14 protein-coding genes are annotated in these 14,965 nt (G+C 63.8%); 6 read left to right on the top strand and 8 right to left on the bottom strand.

The features are described from left to right. The first annotated feature begins 22 nt into the window (after positions 1-22). Positions 23-934 carry a 4-hydroxybenzoate octaprenyltransferase gene (ubiA, locus tag ACS0VV_RS03125; protein ID WP_483531274.1) on the top strand — a complete coding sequence of 304 codons (912 nt, stop codon included), beginning with the start codon at positions 23-25 and terminating at the stop codon, positions 932-934. Positions 935-1,098: 164 nt separating this feature from the next. Here ubiA and ACS0VV_RS03120 read toward each other — a convergent pair whose 3' ends face one another. The 5 genes from ACS0VV_RS03120 to ACS0VV_RS03100 all read right to left on the bottom strand — a co-directional run bounded on the left by ACS0VV_RS03120 (position 1,099) and on the right by ACS0VV_RS03100 (position 6,848). Then, positions 1,099-2,457: a methyltransferase family protein gene (locus ACS0VV_RS03120; RefSeq protein ID WP_483531273.1), complete on the bottom strand. Its 1,359-nt coding sequence runs from the start codon at positions 2,455-2,457 to the stop codon at positions 1,099-1,101. Positions 2,458-2,545: 88 nt separating this feature from the next. Next, positions 2,546-3,910: an outer membrane protein assembly factor BamB family protein gene (locus ACS0VV_RS03115; protein WP_483531272.1), complete on the bottom strand. Its 1,365-nt coding sequence runs from the start codon at positions 3,908-3,910 to the stop codon at positions 2,546-2,548. Positions 3,911-3,925: 15 nt separating this feature from the next. After that, positions 3,926-4,711 (bottom strand): tetratricopeptide repeat protein, encoded by a 786-nt coding sequence (locus ACS0VV_RS03110; protein ID WP_483531271.1) that lies wholly within the window; start codon positions 4,709-4,711, stop codon positions 3,926-3,928. Between the two features lie 113 nt (positions 4,712-4,824). Beyond that, complete coding sequence (locus ACS0VV_RS03105; RefSeq protein WP_483531270.1) at positions 4,825-5,991, bottom strand: glycosyltransferase family 4 protein; 1,167 nt, start codon at positions 5,989-5,991, stop codon at positions 4,825-4,827. Further along, on the bottom strand, positions 5,988-6,848 hold the full coding sequence (locus tag ACS0VV_RS03100; RefSeq protein ID WP_483531269.1) for an alpha/beta fold hydrolase: 861 nt from the start codon (positions 6,846-6,848) through the stop codon (positions 5,988-5,990). The genes ACS0VV_RS03105 and ACS0VV_RS03100 overlap by 4 nt, the downstream gene beginning before the upstream one ends. 66 nt (positions 6,849-6,914) lie before the next feature. On the opposite strand from ACS0VV_RS03100, the gene ACS0VV_RS03095 reads away from it, so the two are divergent. The 3 genes from ACS0VV_RS03095 to rarD all read left to right on the top strand — a co-directional run bounded on the left by ACS0VV_RS03095 (position 6,915) and on the right by rarD (position 10,808). Then, positions 6,915-8,318, top strand: a complete 1,404-nt coding sequence (locus ACS0VV_RS03095; RefSeq protein WP_483531268.1) for a protein adenylyltransferase SelO family protein — start codon at positions 6,915-6,917, stop codon at positions 8,316-8,318. 108 nt (positions 8,319-8,426) lie between these two features. Continuing rightward, positions 8,427-9,845: a succinylglutamate-semialdehyde dehydrogenase gene (gene astD / locus ACS0VV_RS03090; protein ID WP_483531267.1), complete on the top strand. Its 1,419-nt coding sequence runs from the start codon at positions 8,427-8,429 to the stop codon at positions 9,843-9,845. A 51-nt stretch (positions 9,846-9,896) separates the two neighbouring features. After that, positions 9,897-10,808, top strand: coding sequence for an EamA family transporter RarD (gene rarD, locus ACS0VV_RS03085; RefSeq protein ID WP_483531266.1), 912 nt, complete (start codon positions 9,897-9,899; stop codon positions 10,806-10,808). On the opposite strand, the gene pyrC is transcribed toward rarD, so the two are convergent. Continuing rightward, positions 10,796-11,833: a dihydroorotase gene (gene pyrC, locus ACS0VV_RS03080; protein ID WP_483531265.1), complete on the bottom strand. Its 1,038-nt coding sequence runs from the start codon at positions 11,831-11,833 to the stop codon at positions 10,796-10,798. The two genes, rarD and pyrC, sit on opposite strands and share 13 nt — an antisense overlap. Positions 11,834-11,871: 38 nt before the next feature. Here pyrC and ygfZ point away from each other — a divergent pair, with 38 nt between their 5' ends. Further along, positions 11,872-12,594 carry a CAF17-like 4Fe-4S cluster assembly/insertion protein YgfZ gene (gene ygfZ, locus ACS0VV_RS03075; protein ID WP_483531264.1) on the top strand — a complete coding sequence of 241 codons (723 nt, stop codon included), beginning with the start codon at positions 11,872-11,874 and terminating at the stop codon, positions 12,592-12,594. A 97-nt stretch (positions 12,595-12,691) separates the two neighbouring features. On the opposite strand, the gene ACS0VV_RS03070 is transcribed toward ygfZ, so the two are convergent. Beyond that, on the bottom strand, positions 12,692-13,288 hold the full coding sequence (locus tag ACS0VV_RS03070) for a TetR family transcriptional regulator (RefSeq protein ID WP_483531263.1): 597 nt from the start codon (positions 13,286-13,288) through the stop codon (positions 12,692-12,694). A gap of 86 nt (positions 13,289-13,374) precedes the next feature. Here ACS0VV_RS03070 and ACS0VV_RS03065 point away from each other — a divergent pair, with 86 nt between their 5' ends. Further along, the gene (locus tag ACS0VV_RS03065) at positions 13,375-14,259 is read left to right on the top strand and encodes a metal-dependent hydrolase (RefSeq protein ID WP_483531262.1); all 885 of its coding nucleotides are present in this window, start codon (positions 13,375-13,377) and stop codon (positions 14,257-14,259) included. A gap of 4 nt (positions 14,260-14,263) precedes the next feature. Here the strand turns inward: ACS0VV_RS03065 and ACS0VV_RS03060 are convergent, their stop codons facing one another. Then, positions 14,264-14,812, bottom strand: a complete 549-nt coding sequence (locus ACS0VV_RS03060) for a GNAT family N-acetyltransferase (protein WP_483531261.1) — start codon at positions 14,810-14,812, stop codon at positions 14,264-14,266. Positions 14,813-14,965: the final 153 nt, after the last annotated feature.

The raw sequence follows: 14,965 nt of genomic DNA, 5'->3' as shown, positions 1-14,965 counted from the left end.
AAGCGGCGCTAACAGGCAAGCCGTGACAAGCGAAACCATCACTCCCGATACCGAGCATCGCAGCTTGGCAGAGCGCCTGCCGCAGCCTTTGCGCGACTATGCACTGCTGGGGCGGTTTGACCGGCCTATCGGCTGGTGGCTGCTGTTCTGGCCCTGTGCATGGGGCGTGTGGCTAACCGGCGCGGGCGCGCAATGGGCGCTGGTCGCATGGCTGCTGCTCGGCGCGATTGCCATGCGCGCGGCGGGCTGCGTCTATAACGATATCGTCGATGCCGATCTCGACAAGCAGGTCGCGCGCACCGCGCTGCGCCCGATTGCCAGCGGGCGGGTGAGCAAGCGCGCGGCGTGGGTGTGGCTGGTGAGCCTGTGCATGATCGGCCTCGTCGTGTTGCTGCAATTGCGGATGGAAGCGCAATTGGTGGCGCTCGGCAGTCTCGCCATGGTCGCCGCCTATCCGTTTATGAAGCGCATTACGTGGTGGCCACAAGCGTGGCTTGGGCTGGTGTTCAACTGGGGCGCGCTGGTCGGCTGGATGGCCTTGCGCGATGACAATCTGGCAGTGATGCTGGCGCTATATGGCGGCGCGGTGTTCTGGACGATCGGCTATGACACGATCTACGCGCTGCAAGACCGCGAGGATGATGCGCTGGTGGGCATTAAAAGCTCGGCCCTGCGGCTGGGCGGGCGAGTGAAGAGCGGCGTGGCGCTGTTCTACACGCTGACCATCGGCCTGTGGGCGCTCGCCTTCTGGTGGCTGCGGAGCGATCCGGTTGCACTGCTCGCGCTTGCGCCGGTGGCGCTGCATCTGGCGTGGCAGGTGGTGACGCTCGATCCGGCAGACCCGGACAATCCCCTTGCCCGCTTCCGCTCGAACCGCTGGGCAGGCGCGCTAATGGCGGCGGCGTGCTTCGTTGTGGGGAATGCGGGGGCGTAAGGAAGGCAGTTTTCACACGAAGACACAAAGACACGAAGAGCCTTTTCCAAGCGGCGAAGCCGCTTAAGAAACATTATTGGAATGCGCCTGCGGCGCGGCACAGCGCGACCTCTTGGTGGCTTGGTGTCTTCGTGTGAAAACTTACTTTGCCTTCGCCGTCAGTTTCACTCCGCCGCTTGCGGTTCCAGCCTGCCCTGCCCTTTGCGCGGGTTGGCCCAGTGTAGCAGCTTCGCCAGCCGGGCGGTCAGCGCGCCGTGTTCCTGCATCCAGTGGTAGTATTCGCGATACTTCGGGTCTTCGGCGAGCAGATGCGCCTCTTCGGTGCGCGCGCGCCAGTAATAGATGCCGCTCACCGCAGCGATAAACACCGTGTTGCGGATCATATCGACATAGGAGTCGCTGGTGACGAGGAACGGCATGGTGGAGCACCACCAGAACAGGTTCTTCGACACATAGGCCGGGTGCCGGGTGAAGCGGTACGGCCCGTTGGTGATGACCCCGCGATAGGTGAGGTTCGAAAAGCGGATGCCGAAGGCAACGGTCGCCCACGCATAAACGCCGGTCAGGAACACCAGCCACGCCGCCCAGATCCACAGCAGCACGGGATAATCGGCAAACCAGTACGCCCAGTCCGCCGTGTTCACATCGTATTTGATAATATTGCCGAGCAGGCCCCAGGCGAGCGGCGGATAGCAGGCGAGTGCCGCGATCCAGCCTGCGAGGAAGGGATTGCCGCTGCGGATATGCGCATCGAGCGGGCGGAAGGTCAGCAGGTACCCTACCGTGCCGATCTGCACGTCGATCACGAACAATATCTCGAACAGAAACACCCCGAGCAGCACCGGATTGTTCCAGATCTCCGCCGTCTGCGTCTCCACCACCGTCTCGAAGCCGATGGGGATGATCGAGATCATGAAGGCGGTGAAAAAGCCCTTGATGATCCAGCTGCGCCAGTGGTGCTTCACTTCCTCGAAATCATAGGCATCGCGTCCGATCAGCATCGCGCCGAAATGCCATGTGTGATCGCGCGGGTTCTTGAGCACGCGGTCTGTCCACAGCACATAGGGGACGCTCAGGATCACCAGCGGCACCACGGCGGCACCCAGCACCTGCATCGCAAAGAGATACTGGCCTTCCCAGTACCAGCGACCGAGGCAGTACAGCCCGCCGATGATGAACCATGTCGCCCACAGCCCCGCCAGCTTGGTGATTGAGACATCGACCACGTCGTCCAGCTTGCGCGGATTGCCCCAGTCGATGCCGGTCGTTGGGTTACGATGCACCTTGTCGACAAAGACCGACCACGCCGCCATCGCCCCGCCGGTCAGCACCATGCACAGCATCGCCGAATAGGGGCCGGAAAGCGGGCCGCGGTCCACCGGATAGCCCAGAGCCGCGGTGATTTCGGGAAAAGACCGGGCGAACAGGATGTAGGCGAGCAGGACGGCAAGACCGACCAGCCCGACCATGGGCGATACATCGCTGGCAGGGGGCCGCGACGGGGTGTGCGAAGGCGCGCTCATTACCCGCCCGCTGATAGCGCGGAACGGTTAAAACCTGCGTAACGGCAAAACACCGCGTCCCGTGGCGGGACGGCTACCTTCGCAAGCGTTACCGCCAGGCAGTCAGGCGACCGCTATCGTCGAGGATATACAAGGTGTTGTCCGCCACCACGGGAGGCAGGGACACACCGGCATCAAGCTGCGTAAAGTCCGCCGCCGTGCCGGTCATCACATCGACCGAACGCACCGCGCCGCGCGAGCTGGCGATCCACAGGCGGTTGCTGGCAAGCACCGGACCTGTCCAGAAAATCGGCCCTTCACGGTCTTCGGGATCGCGCCACTGGTCAAGCTGAGTCATCCAACGGATGCGGCCGGTATTGCGCTGGATGGCCAGAATGCGCGAGTCGTCGGTGAGGGTGAACACCCATTCGCCGGAAATGGTGGGCGTCGAAATCCCCGCCAGCGTCAATTCCCAGATCCGCTGTCCGGTGAGCAATTCATAGGCAGCCATGCGCCCGCCCTGCCCCAGCGCGTAGACGCGGCCTTGATCGATGATCGGATCGGCATCGACATCGGTCAGCGTGCCCACCGAGGTGCTGATCGACGTGCGCGAGAGCGCGTCAGACCACAGCTCGCGGCCGTTTTCGTAACGGTAAGCGACCAGCTCGCCGCTGGAGAAACCTGCCAGCAGCGTGCCTTGGCCAGCCGCCGGAGCAGCCACGCCGAACACGCCTTGCTGGCCGATGGCAGCCGCCTTTTGCCAGACCACCGCCCCGTCATCGGCGTTGAGCGCGATGATCTGGTTGTTCTGGGTCATCACGAAGACCGAGTTGAACGCCACGGTCGGCGCACCGCGCAGCGGGCCTGCAGGCTTAACACGCCAGATTTGCTCTCCCGTGGCAGCGTTCAGCGCAACGACATCGCCTACGCCATTGGTTGCGTAAAGCCGCCCGCCAGCATAGGTCGCGCCGCCGCCAAAGGTGGCGTCCTGCAAGTCGCCCGAAACCTCGATCTGGTGGCGCCAGCGCACCGCGCCGGTCTGCGCGTCGAACGCGTGCACGGTCGCGCCGGTGTCAACGGCAAAGACGAGACCCTCGGCCACGACCGGAGCGGCGGCGAGACGACGGGTGTTCGTCGTGCCTGCAATCGAAGCGGTCCACGCGCGAACTGGGGCCGCCGAAAGCGTGCGGTGGCCCGACACCTTGGCCGCATTGCCGCCCGCCTGTTCCCAATTGGGATTGTTCTGCGCCGGCGGCACCACCACGGCGACATTCGCCAGCTGTGGATCGGCAACAATCTCGGTCGCGATGCGCGACAGAATCGGCTGGCGGTTGCCCAGCGTCGGGGTTTCCGGATCGTCACTCCCGCCACCGTCAAGGCCCAGCGTGCTGCACGCCGCCAGCGCGCAGCTCGACGCGAGCACCAGCGCAGCGCGCCAGGAGCGGAAAGGGGCGGGAATGATCAATTTCGTCATACTGTTTCCGTGTCTCTATTCGACCAGTTCGACAGCGGGCTCGCCGCCTGTCGGCTCTGCGCCGCCGGTAATTTCATCGAGCGCCGCATCGACATCCTCGATCGCATCAAAGCCGATCAGGCCTGCAAGCTGCCGGGTGCGGGCGCGCAGCGATTCGGGAACGTCCTCGTTCTGCGCGATAGCAACGAGCAGCGGCCCCGCCTGATCGCGCTTGTCCTGCGCCAGATAGGCGTGCGCAACCAGCTCGCCAGCACTGCCGAAATAGGGATTGCTCGCCTGTGCCATCGGACCCAGCCGGTCGATCACCTGCTGCGGATCGAGATTGTCCCAATTCGCCGTGACGGAGCGGATTGCCGCGATATCGCGCACTTCGGCGGGCAGTTCTGTATTGTTCGCCACGCGGTCAAACAATTCTACCGCCAATTCGGTATTGCCGTTCTGGATCGCGATTCCGGCGCGCGTCAGCGCAGCCATTGCTGCATGGCCGTCCGTCCCTTCGGACAGCGCGGTGAGATCGGCGTCGGCCTGATTGAAATTGCCCGCTTCCAGTTCGTCAATCGCCAGAACCAGTTCTTCCGACTTGGCTTCCAGCGCCGCCTCGCTGCGCGATTGCCAGACGAGATAGGCACCGAAGGCGAGCAAGCCTGCGATCAGCACACCGCCAATTGTCCAGCCGTATTTTTTGGCGAAATCGGTCGCCTGGTCCTGACGGACAGCTTCATCCACCTCGCGCATGAGCATTTCCTGCTCGGTATCGGGGCGGGTTGCAGGCGTTGGTGCGGGGGTAGGTTCTTTGGCCAAGGGTCTGGTTCTAGCGTTTTGTGGACGATTGGGCTGCGCTGTTAGGCGGTAACGGGGCGCATTTCAATCGAAGAGGCACACCTGTCCACCCGGCGCTGAATGCGCGATGAAGGCTATTCGTTTGCGGTGGCCGCATCGGGCTTGGGATATTTCTCCATCAACCCCCAATAGAGCGACTTGTAGCGCTCGATCATTTTGCCTTCGTCATATTCGGCGCGCGCCTTTTGCCTATTGGCCTGCCCGATGCGTTTGCGTTCGGCAGGCTTGCCCGCGAGATCGACCAGCGCCGCGATCAGCGCCGCGCCGTCGCCTGCATCGACCAGCAGCGGCCCGTTTTCGCTGGCGACCATCCGTCCGATATCGCCCACGCGCGGGGCGACCACCGGCAGTCCCGCTGCCATCGCTTCGACCACCGAAATGGGGAACTGTTCGGACTGGCTGGAGAGCGCGAAGATGTCGAAATGGCCGATCAGCTTTTGCGGTTCGGCAACAAAGCCGGGCAGATGCACGCGATCTTCAACGCCCAGCCGCTCGGCCTCGGCGAGCAACGCGTCGCGCTCCGGCCCCTCACCCGCAATCACCAGCTGCCATTCGGGCGGCAAATATGGCATCGCCCGCACCAGCAATTCGAGCTGCTTGACCGGGCGCAGACCGGCAAGCGAGCCGAGCCAGAATTCACCCTTGCGCTTCAGCAACTTGGGCAGAATGTCGCGCTTGGGCGGCGCGGCATAGGCGCGGGTGTCGATCCCGTTGGCGATCCGCCGCACACGGGTGCGCGGCTGATCCCACACGCCGAGCGCGATGTCCTCCAGCGTCGATGACGGCACCACCAGCGCCGCCGTGCGTCCCAGCGCGATCCGGCGATACCAGTTGCGGCGCTTCTTCAGCCGCTGCGCTTCGTCCTCGTTGAACCCGTCCTCGTGATGCACCAGCGGCGGCAGCTTGAAGCTATCGGCAAAAATCGTGTGCGCCATCACCGCGTCGATCGCGCCCCAATTGTAGGTGCAGATAAGGTCGTAACCCGCCATCGCCCGCGCGAGCTTGGCCAAGCGGCCCGGCGTCGGCGTGCCCGATAGCGGCGGGAATTTGGGCCAGCGCACCGCATTGCTCCGCCCGATCAGCCGTGCCGCGCCGCGCTTGTCGAGATCGCCCGACACAATCGCATGCTCCGCCGTCTTGCCCCAGGCATTGATCAGGCGGACATTGCGCACTTCCTTGCCGCCTGCATCGAAAGTCGAATGCAGATGCAGGATGCGGGGACGTTCGGCCTTGCGGCTCATGCGATTTTCTCCAGCAAACCGGCTATGGCCGCTTGCGCCACAGGTTCTTCCAGCGTCGGCACATGGCCCACGCGCGGCACGGTGACTGCTTCGAATTGCGGCAATTCCTGCGCCATCTTGGCAAAGGTCTCTGCCGAGAGAATATCCGACAATTCGCCGCGCAGCCCCAGCACCGGAACATCGGCCAAAGCCCTGAACAGCGGCCACATATCGGCAGGTTCCTCGTCCGCAGGCGCAAACTGCTCGGCGATTTTCATATCGTAATCGAGGCTGATGCGCCCGCTATTGCTCACCACCATCAACCGCTTGGCGAAGGTGAGCCAGTCATGGATGCCGAAATCGGGATAGGTCTCCGCGCTCATGTCTTGCATCGCGCGCGCCGCGTGCATCCATGTCGGGAAGCTGCGACCGAAGCCAACATAGTCGCGGATTTTCGCCAGCCCCTCTTCCTCGACCACCGGGCCGATATCGTTGAGGATCGCGCCGGCAAAGCGGCCGGGATGCAAACGGGCCATCAGCATGGTGATGATTCCGCCCAGCGAAGTGCCGAAGGCGACGACCTTGTCGAGCTTCAGCTTGTCCAGCAGCGCCACGATATCGGCGACATAGGTGGAGGGCACATAGGTCGCAGGGTCTTTTGCGTAATCGCTTTCCCCGCGCCCGCGCAGTTCGACCACGATCACCCGCCATTCGCCCGCAAAAGCATCCGCCACCGGCTCGAAATCGCGGGCATTGCGGGTGAGGCCGGGAATGCACAGGATCGGTGGGCGATCCGCACGCCCGGCATAATCGCGGTAATGCAGCGTCAGCTCGTCGCTGCTTTGCCAAAAGCCGTCGGTATAGGCTTGGTCGCCCAATGCTTGTTCCCCGCGAAATGAATGCCGCGCTTGGCAAGCGGGCCTGTGCGCGGCACTAATGCCGCCATGCGCGCCGAACCGCAACACTCGCCCTATCGCCCCGATCCGAAAATCTTGCAGATCGCAGGGTTTATCGCCGATCCGGTGGAAGCGGCGGACTTTCCGCGTGACGAATTGCGCTTCCGCAATGGCCGGTGGGACGCAGCTGTGGGTCTCGATCATCTTTCTGACGCAGAATGGATCACGCATTTCGGGCGGTTCGAGCCTTTGCCCGACAATCTCAAAGCCCCGCTCGCGCTGCGCTATCACGGGCACCAGTTCCAGGTGTATAATCCCGAGATCGGCGACGGGCGCGGTTTCCTGTTTGCGCAAATGCGCGATGCCGATGGCCGCCTGCTCGATTGCGGCACTAAGGGCAGCGGCACCACGCCCTACAGCCGCGCGGGCGACGGGCGGCTGACGCTGAAAGGCGCGGTGCGGGAAATTCTCGCCACCGAGATGCTCGAAGCCTTGGGCGTCAACACCTCCAAGACCTTCTCGGTGATCGAAACGGGCGAGCAGCTGGAGCGCAATGACGAGCCTTCGCCCACCCGCTCAGCCGTGATGGTGCGGCTCAGTCACGGGCATATTCGCGTGGGCAGCTTCCAGCGGCTGATGGCCTTGGAAGAGCATTCGGCGCTGGAGCAACTGGTCGAATACTGCCTCGCCACCTATCCCGGCCCCGAAGCGCCCGCAGATGCGCCGGGCTGCGATGAACCCGCCATCCGGCTGATGCATCAGGTGACCGAACGGCTCGCCGATCTGGCCGCGAGTTACATGGTCGCAGGCTTCGTCCACGGCGTGCTCAACACCGACAATATGAACATTACGGGAGAGAGTTTCGATTACGGGCCGTGGCGCTGGTTGCCGCAATGGAATCCCGGCTTCACCGCCGCCTATTTCGACCATGGCGGCCTCTACGCCTTTGGCCGCCAGCCCGAGGCGATCCGCTGGAACCTCGCGCAATTCGCCATTGCCCTGCGCCCACTCGCCGAATCGGCCCCGCTGATCGCCGCGCTCGACCGGTTCGGGCCGCTTTATGGCGAGGCAATGATGCGGCGCTTCTGCTGGCGGCTGGGGGTGGAGCAGCAGGGGCCGGAAAAGGATGCCGCGCTGGTCGAGGTTGCCGAGAAGGTGATGACTGCTCAGAAAATCGGGCCGGATGCCTTTTTCCACCGTCATCGCGGCGGGCGCGGCGCCGAGGGCGTGCTGGCAGAGGCGCTGGAAGACTATCGCGCCACCGGCGAGTTGGACGGGCACTGGGGCGAATCCCCGCCCGAATCGCTGCTGATCGACGAGGTCGAAACGATCTGGAGCGCAATCGACGAGCGCGACGATTGGCAGCCCCTCCACGACAAAGTCACCGCAATCCGCGCCCTCGGCAATGCGCTGGGCGAACCACCTGAGCCTTGCGGACATACGCAAGACTAACGGGCAGACTTAACCCCGCTTTCATTTTACATATCAGTCTGCCCTTTGCTTGTCCGCGATAAGATCGTTAGTGGACACAACCAGTTTCGTTTCGAAAGCAGTTTCCCCTTGGCCGCAGCGCAGACACTCGTTTCCTTCGAACCCGCCACCGGCGCCGAGCTTTGGCGCGGGGAGCATGGCAATGTCGACCGCATTGTCGCCACCGCACGCAAAAGCTGGGCCGCATGGGCCGCATCGCCATTGGCCAACCGCATCGAATTGATGCGTCGCTTCTCCAACGAAGTGCTTAAGGATCAGGAGCAGTTCGCCGAACTGATTGCACGCGAGACGGGCAAGCCCTTGTGGGAAGCGCGCACCGAAGTCGAAGCGGTGATGGCCAAGGTGGAGATTTCTATCCGCGCCTATGCCGAACGCACCGGCCAGCGCAAGCTCGACAGCGCACTGCAAGGCTCCGCCGCTTTGCGCCATAAGCCACATGGCGTGATGGCGGTGCTGGGGCCGTATAACTTCCCCGCGCATCTGCCCAATGGCCATATGATCCCCGCGCTGATCGCGGGCAATGCGGTGATCCTGAAGCCGTCCGAGAAGACTCCGGCGGTGGGTGCCAAGCTGGTGGAGCTGCTAAACCGCTCCGGCATCCCCGAAGGTGTCGTGCAATTGCTGATCGGTGGGCCGGACGAAGGCAAGGCGCTGGTGGCGCATCCCGATGTCAACGGCGTGCTGTTCACCGGCTCCGCGCAGGTCGGCATCGCCATCAACCGCAAGCTGGCGACCGAGCCGGGCAAGATCGTCGCGCTGGAAATGGGCGGCAACAATCCGATGGTGGTGTGGGACACACCCAAGATCGCGGACGCTGCTGCGTTGATCGTGCAGTCAGCCTTCACCACGGCAGGCCAGCGGTGCACCGCCGCGCGTCGCCTTATCGTCAAGGACACAATGTATGACGAGGTGATCGGCGAATTGAAGTCGCTCACCAACCGGCTGATCGTCGGCGCTCCGTTTGACGAGCCAGCCCCCTTTATGGGCCCGGTTATCGACAATGCCACCGCCGACCAGCTGACCGAGAGCTTCCTCTACCTGCTGTCCAATGGCGGCAAGGCGATCAAACATATGCGGCGTTTGCGCGACGACCTGCCGTTCGTTTCGCCCGCGATTATCGACACCACCGCGATGGCCGACCGGCCCGATGTGGAACTGTTCGGTCCGCTGCTGCAGGTCATCAAAGTCAGCGACTTTGACGAAGCGATTGCCGAAGCGAACCGCACCCGCTTCGGCCTTTCGGCATCGCTGGTGGGCGGCAATCCGCAGCAATATAACCGCTTCTGGGCGAATATCCGCGCCGGGATCGTCAACTGGAACCGCCCGACCAATGGCGCATCCTCCGCTGCGCCTTTCGGCGGAATCGGCTTTTCGGGCAATCACCGCCCGGCGGCGTTCTACGCGGCAGATTATTGCGCCTATCCGGTCACCAGCACCGAAATGGAGCAGCCGCGCGCCAGCGTCGGTGTGGGCTTCAAGGACGCCTGATCGAGGAAGCGCGCTTGCGCCGCCCGCACCCTTCGCCTACCGCCCGCCGCGATGACGCCACCCCCTGCCACGCATGAAATCAGCCAGGGACGTGCCTTCGCCTCTGCCCTCGCTGCCTATACGATCTGGGGTCTGCTGCCGCTCTATCTGGTGCTGGTGAAGGATGTGCCGCCGGTCGAATTTGTTGCGTGGCGCACGCTGTTCACGCTGCCGATCTGCTTGCTGCTGGTGCTGCTGATGGGGCGCGGCGCGGAACTGCGGCAGGTGCTGCGCAGCGGGCAAGTCCTGCGCATTCTCTTCTGCACGGCGGCGCTGATCGCGGTGAACTGGCTCGGCTATATCTGGGCGGTGCAGAACGGCTTCGTCTTCGCTGCCAGCCTTGGCTATTACATTCTTCCGCTGGTCAGCATGATGATGGGCGTGGCGTTCCTCAAGGAGCGGCTCTCGCGCCTGCAATGGAGTGCGGTCGGTCTGGCCGCCATTGGCGTCAGCGCGCTGGCCGCTGGTGCGCCGACAACCTTGTGGGTCAGCCTGCTGCTCGCCTTCTCTTTCGGCGCTTATGGGCTCCTGCGAAAGACCGTTGCCGCCGGAGCGCTGGTCGGGCTGACCGTCGAAGCGGCGATCCTGTTTCCGCTGGTCGCGTTCTATCTCCTCTGGATCGAGAGCACTACGGGCACCGCCTTGGGGCGCGAGGCGCTGGAGACGGCGGCGATTTTCGGCGCCGGGATAGTCACCGCCACCCCGCTGCTGTTCTTCGCTACCGCCGCGCGCGCTCTGCCCTATTCGGTCATCGGCCTGATGCAATTCCTCGCGCCGACCATGATGTTTGTCCTCGGCCTTGCGGTGTTCGGCGAGGAGTTGCGGGTGGCGCAGCTCATCAGCTTTATCGTCATCTGGAGCGCAGTCGCGCTGTTCAGCTGGGACCTGTTCCGCAAATCGCGCAAGCCCGCTCAGCCTGTGTAAGTCCACCCCAATGTCTGCCCGGCGTGGAACGGCACGATCTCCTCACCCGCTGCAGTGAGCATTTCGGGCACCACGCAATCGCGCTTTTCCAGCGTCACCTTATCCGCATTCACCGGCAGTCCGTAGAAAGCAGGCCCGTGAAGGCTGGCAAAGCCTTCGAAATGCTCCAGCGCGCCTTCTTCCTCGAACACGGCAAGATAGCTTTCCAGCGCAAAGGGCGCGTTGAAAATCCCTGCGCAGCCGCAGGCGCTTTCCTTGGCGTGGCGGGCATGCGGGGCGCTGTCGGTCCCGAGGAAGAACTTGGGCGAGCCTGACGTTGCTGCCTTGCGCAGCGCCAGCCGGTGCTTCTCCCGCTTGGCGACGGGCAGGCAGTAATTGTGCGGCCGCATCCCGCCCACCAGCATGGCGTTGCGGTTGATGTGCAGGTGCTGCGGGGTGATCGTCGCGGCGACATTGGGGCCGGACACCTCGACAAATTTCACCGCCTCTTCGGTCGTGATGTGCTCGAACACCAATTTGAGCGTCGGCAGATCGGCGAGCAGCGGGCGCAGCACCTGCTCGATAAACACCGCCTCGCGGTCGAAAATGTCGATGTCCGAATGCGTCACTTCGCCATGGACGCACAGCACCATGCCGATCTCCGCCATCACTTCGAGCACGCCGCGGATGTTCGCCACATCGGTGACGCCGCTGTCCGAATTGGTCGTCGCCCCCGCCGGATAGAGCTTGCAGGCGGTGAAGACGCCCTCGGCAAAGCCGCGCCGCACTTCCTCGGGATCGAGATTGTCGGTGAGGTAGCAGGTCATCAGAGGCTCGAACGAAACGCCCTCTGGCACCGCCGCAAGAATGCGCTCGCGATAGGCGCGGCCTGCCTCCACTGTCGTTACCGGCGGGGTAAGGTTCGGCATAACAATCGCCCTGGCAAACTGCCGTGCTGTGTAGGGGACGACGTCGCGCATCATGTCGCCATCGCGGAAATGCAGGTGCCAGTCGTCGGGGCGGCGGATCGTCAGCGTTGTCGTCATGGGATTGCCTATGCCGCGCTCTGCCCTATCTGTCACCCATGACAATGGGCCGTTTGACCAACCGCGCCGTGGTGCGTGTTTCGCCGCTGGAGCCAGCCGAGGACGCTGCGGCTTTCCTGCAAGGGCTGCTGACCAATGATGTGGTGAGCGAGACCCCCGTCTATGCCGCACTGCTCAGCGCACAAGGCAAGACGATGTTCGATATGCTGGTGTGGCGCGACGGGGCGGATGTGTTGCTCGATTGCGAGGCGGCTTTGGCCGAGGAACTGGCGAAGCGCCTCTCGCTCTATCGCCTGCGCCGCAAGCTAGCGATTGCAGTGGACGAGGCAGTGGCGGTGTATTGGAGCGATGCGCAGGCGGAAGGCTTTTCGCCCGATCCCCGTCTGCCCGCGCTCGGCTTTCGCCGCATCGGTGACGCAGAAGATGGGGAAGCGGTGGACGACGCCTATCTGGCGCATCGCCTTGGACAGGGCGTGCCGGAAGGGCGCAGCGAATTGGGCGATATCCTCTGGCTGGAAGCCAACGCGGTCGAACTGAACGGGGTCAGCTTCACCAAGGGCTGCTATATCGGGCAGGAAAACACCGCGCGGATGAACTGGCGGAGCAAGGTGAACCGGCGGCTGGTGGTGGTTCCGCTGGATCGTTCGGACGAGAAGCGGCGCAAGGCAGAGTATCCGCAGCTCGGGCTGGCGGTCGACCACCTGCGGGTGGAGGATATTCCGGCGGATCTGGTGCCGGGGTGGATGAGTCTTTCTGCTTAGCGTCAGCCCGGACTTGATCCGGGCCAAGGCTTTGTTGTGTGCAGCGTGAGAAAAAGGCAGCCTTGCCCCGGATCAAGTCCGGGGTGACGAGTCAGAATTAGACCGCCACCCCGTTCTTCACAAAAGCGGCGATCAGCATTTCGGTCGCCCGTTCGCGCACCACGCTGCGGTTGACGGTGAGCGAATCGGCTAGCTGTTCGCCAACCAGCGCATCGCCCAATGCCAGCAGCACCAGCGTAAAGGTCGTCTCGTGCATCGCCAGATCGGTGCTGTCATGCGCTTCTTCGGGGCGCAGATCGTGCACCAGCGTGTGGATCGTCTCGATAATCGGATCAAGCGCATCCTCATTGCCCGATGCCAGCATCCAGCTCGCCAGCGCGCCGCCGCCTTCGCGCCCGAAGGCATCGAACGTCAGATCAACCACCTCGCGCGGCGAACCGATGCCGGCGCGCGTCGCGCGCACCGCGTCGGCAATCGATTCGCAAACGGTGCCCGCGAGATGCGCCGCCAGCTCCTTCTGCAAGCCCGCCGCGCTCCCGAAATGGTGCAGCAGATTGGCGTGCGTGCGCCCGATTCGCGCCGCGACTGCCTTCAGCGTCACCGCCTGCGGCCCCGCCTCGATCAGCAGCGCCCGCGCGGCTTCGAGCGCGGCGGCGCGGCTTTCCTCGGGGCTCAGGCGCTTTCTTGTTGACATACGTGTCAGTTACCTATTAACAGTAGTGTCAGTTCACGGATGCCACTCTGTGACGGGACGACCAGTGTGAGATAAGGGTTCACGTTATGACTGCCCATGCCCGCTTGCAAGCCAGCACGCCTGACCACCACCAGCTAACCGTGCGCGATCAACGCTTTGCCCGTGGACAGCGGCGCGAGCGTGGGGTCGATCCCGTCGCTGCCGCGTGGTTTGCCGCGCTTTCCGCCAGTTTTCCGCGCGGCGAGGCGATGTTTATCGACGCCGTGCGCCAGCACCGCGACGGCGTGCCGGAAAAGCTGGCAGAGGAAATCCGCGACTTCATCAAGCAGGAAGTCAATCACAGCCGCGAACATATCGCCTTCAACCGTGCGGTGGAGGACGCGGGCTATGACCTCACCCATATCGATGCGCGGGTGAAGAACCTGGTGGCGATGACGCAATCGCTGCGGCCGATTGCGCAGCTTGGCATTACCTGCGCGCTCGAACATTTCACCGCCATCTTTGCGCATGAATTCCTCACCAACCGCGACGAGCTGACGCCTGCGGGGATCGGCGATATCGATCTGTGGCTGTGGCATTCGGTGGAGGAGATCGACCACAAGGCGGTGGCTTTCGACACTTTCCTGCACGCGACCCGCAATTGGTCGGCCTTCAAACGCTGGCGTTTCCGCTGCCTCTTAATGCTGATTGTCAGCATCCGCTTCACCCGCAACCGCTCCACCGATGCGATCGAGCTGATGCAGCAGGACGGGATCGGCAAATGGGCGGCGCGGTGGAAGCTGTTCGCCTATCTCGTCTTTTCGCCCGGCCTGCTGCGCCGCGTGGCGCGCAACTGGCTGCGCTATTTCCGCCCCGGCTTCCACCCGTGGGATCATGATGACCGCTATCTGATTGCCGAGTGGGAATTGGAGCAGGCAGGCCGCGCCTCCGCCGGAGCGCACGACCCGCAACGCACCCCCGCCGCCGCCTGATTACTCAGGCCGCAGCGGGGTGGTAGCTGGCGCAATCTTGGCCCGCCACCCGCACATAACGGCGGCACGGAACCTGCGCGCCGCCGCGCCCGGCGCTGCGCATCGGGCGGATCTCTCCGGTATCGGTGAAGCCCAGCTTGCGCAAAACGCGCCCGCTGGCAGGATTATCGATAAAGTGGCCCGCCGCCATGGTCTCGATGCCGAGCGCGTCGGTCGCTTCGAGCACGCCGCGCCCGGCCTCGGTCGCGAAGCCGCGCCCTTCCCACGCTTTGCCGATCCAGTAGCCGATTTCGTAGCCGCCATCCTCTGACGGATCGTAGCCGATCAGCCCGATGACAGGTGCACCCTTCGCTTGCGGAAGCGTAATCGCGAACCGGTGCCCTTCGCCGTCATTTGCTTTCGCGCAGAATTGGCGGGCATCGTCCTCGGTATAGGGCCAGGGCGCGCGGGCGAGATTGCGCACGACATTCTCGTCCGCAATGCCGCGATACACGCCGCGCCAGTCTTCGGGAAATACGGGCCGCAGAAACAGCCGCTCGGTACGCATGAACATCGGTCTTCTCCCTCGGGCCGGGCGCTGGCTCCACTAGTCGCCCGGTGTTGCAATAATGAGTCCGGCAGGCTGCACTTTTGTTGCGTCGTGCAAAAAGCGCGGCGGCCGGAGCCATGCGGGGGAAGGAGAATCAAAAAAGGAGACGGGGCGGCC

Source organism: Aurantiacibacter sp. KMU-128, from assembly GCF_056933515.1.
The sequence above is the reverse complement of the archived record's forward strand: the minus strand, read 5'-3'. Positions and strand labels throughout refer to the sequence as shown.

Coding starts and splice junctions, on each gene's coding strand:
- pyrC (WP_483531265.1), bottom strand. CDS start 11,833: ATGACGACAACGCTGACGATCCGCCGCCCCGACGACTGGCACCTGCAT.
- rarD (WP_483531266.1), top strand. CDS start 9,897: ATGACGCCACCCCCTGCCACGCATGAAATCAGCCAGGGACGTGCCTTC.
- ACS0VV_RS03105 (WP_483531270.1), bottom strand. CDS start 5,991: ATGAGCCGCAAGGCCGAACGTCCCCGCATCCTGCATCTGCATTCGACT.
- ACS0VV_RS03070 (WP_483531263.1), bottom strand. CDS start 13,288: ATGTCAACAAGAAAGCGCCTGAGCCCCGAGGAAAGCCGCGCCGCCGCG.
- ygfZ (WP_483531264.1), top strand. CDS start 11,872: ATGACAATGGGCCGTTTGACCAACCGCGCCGTGGTGCGTGTTTCGCCG.
- ACS0VV_RS03095 (WP_483531268.1), top strand. CDS start 6,915: ATGCGCGCCGAACCGCAACACTCGCCCTATCGCCCCGATCCGAAAATC.
- ACS0VV_RS03115 (WP_483531272.1), bottom strand. CDS start 3,910: ATGACGAAATTGATCATTCCCGCCCCTTTCCGCTCCTGGCGCGCTGCG.
- ACS0VV_RS03060 (WP_483531261.1), bottom strand. CDS start 14,812: ATGTTCATGCGTACCGAGCGGCTGTTTCTGCGGCCCGTATTTCCCGAA.
- ACS0VV_RS03065 (WP_483531262.1), top strand. CDS start 13,375: ATGACTGCCCATGCCCGCTTGCAAGCCAGCACGCCTGACCACCACCAG.
- ACS0VV_RS03120 (WP_483531273.1), bottom strand. CDS start 2,457: ATGAGCGCGCCTTCGCACACCCCGTCGCGGCCCCCTGCCAGCGATGTA.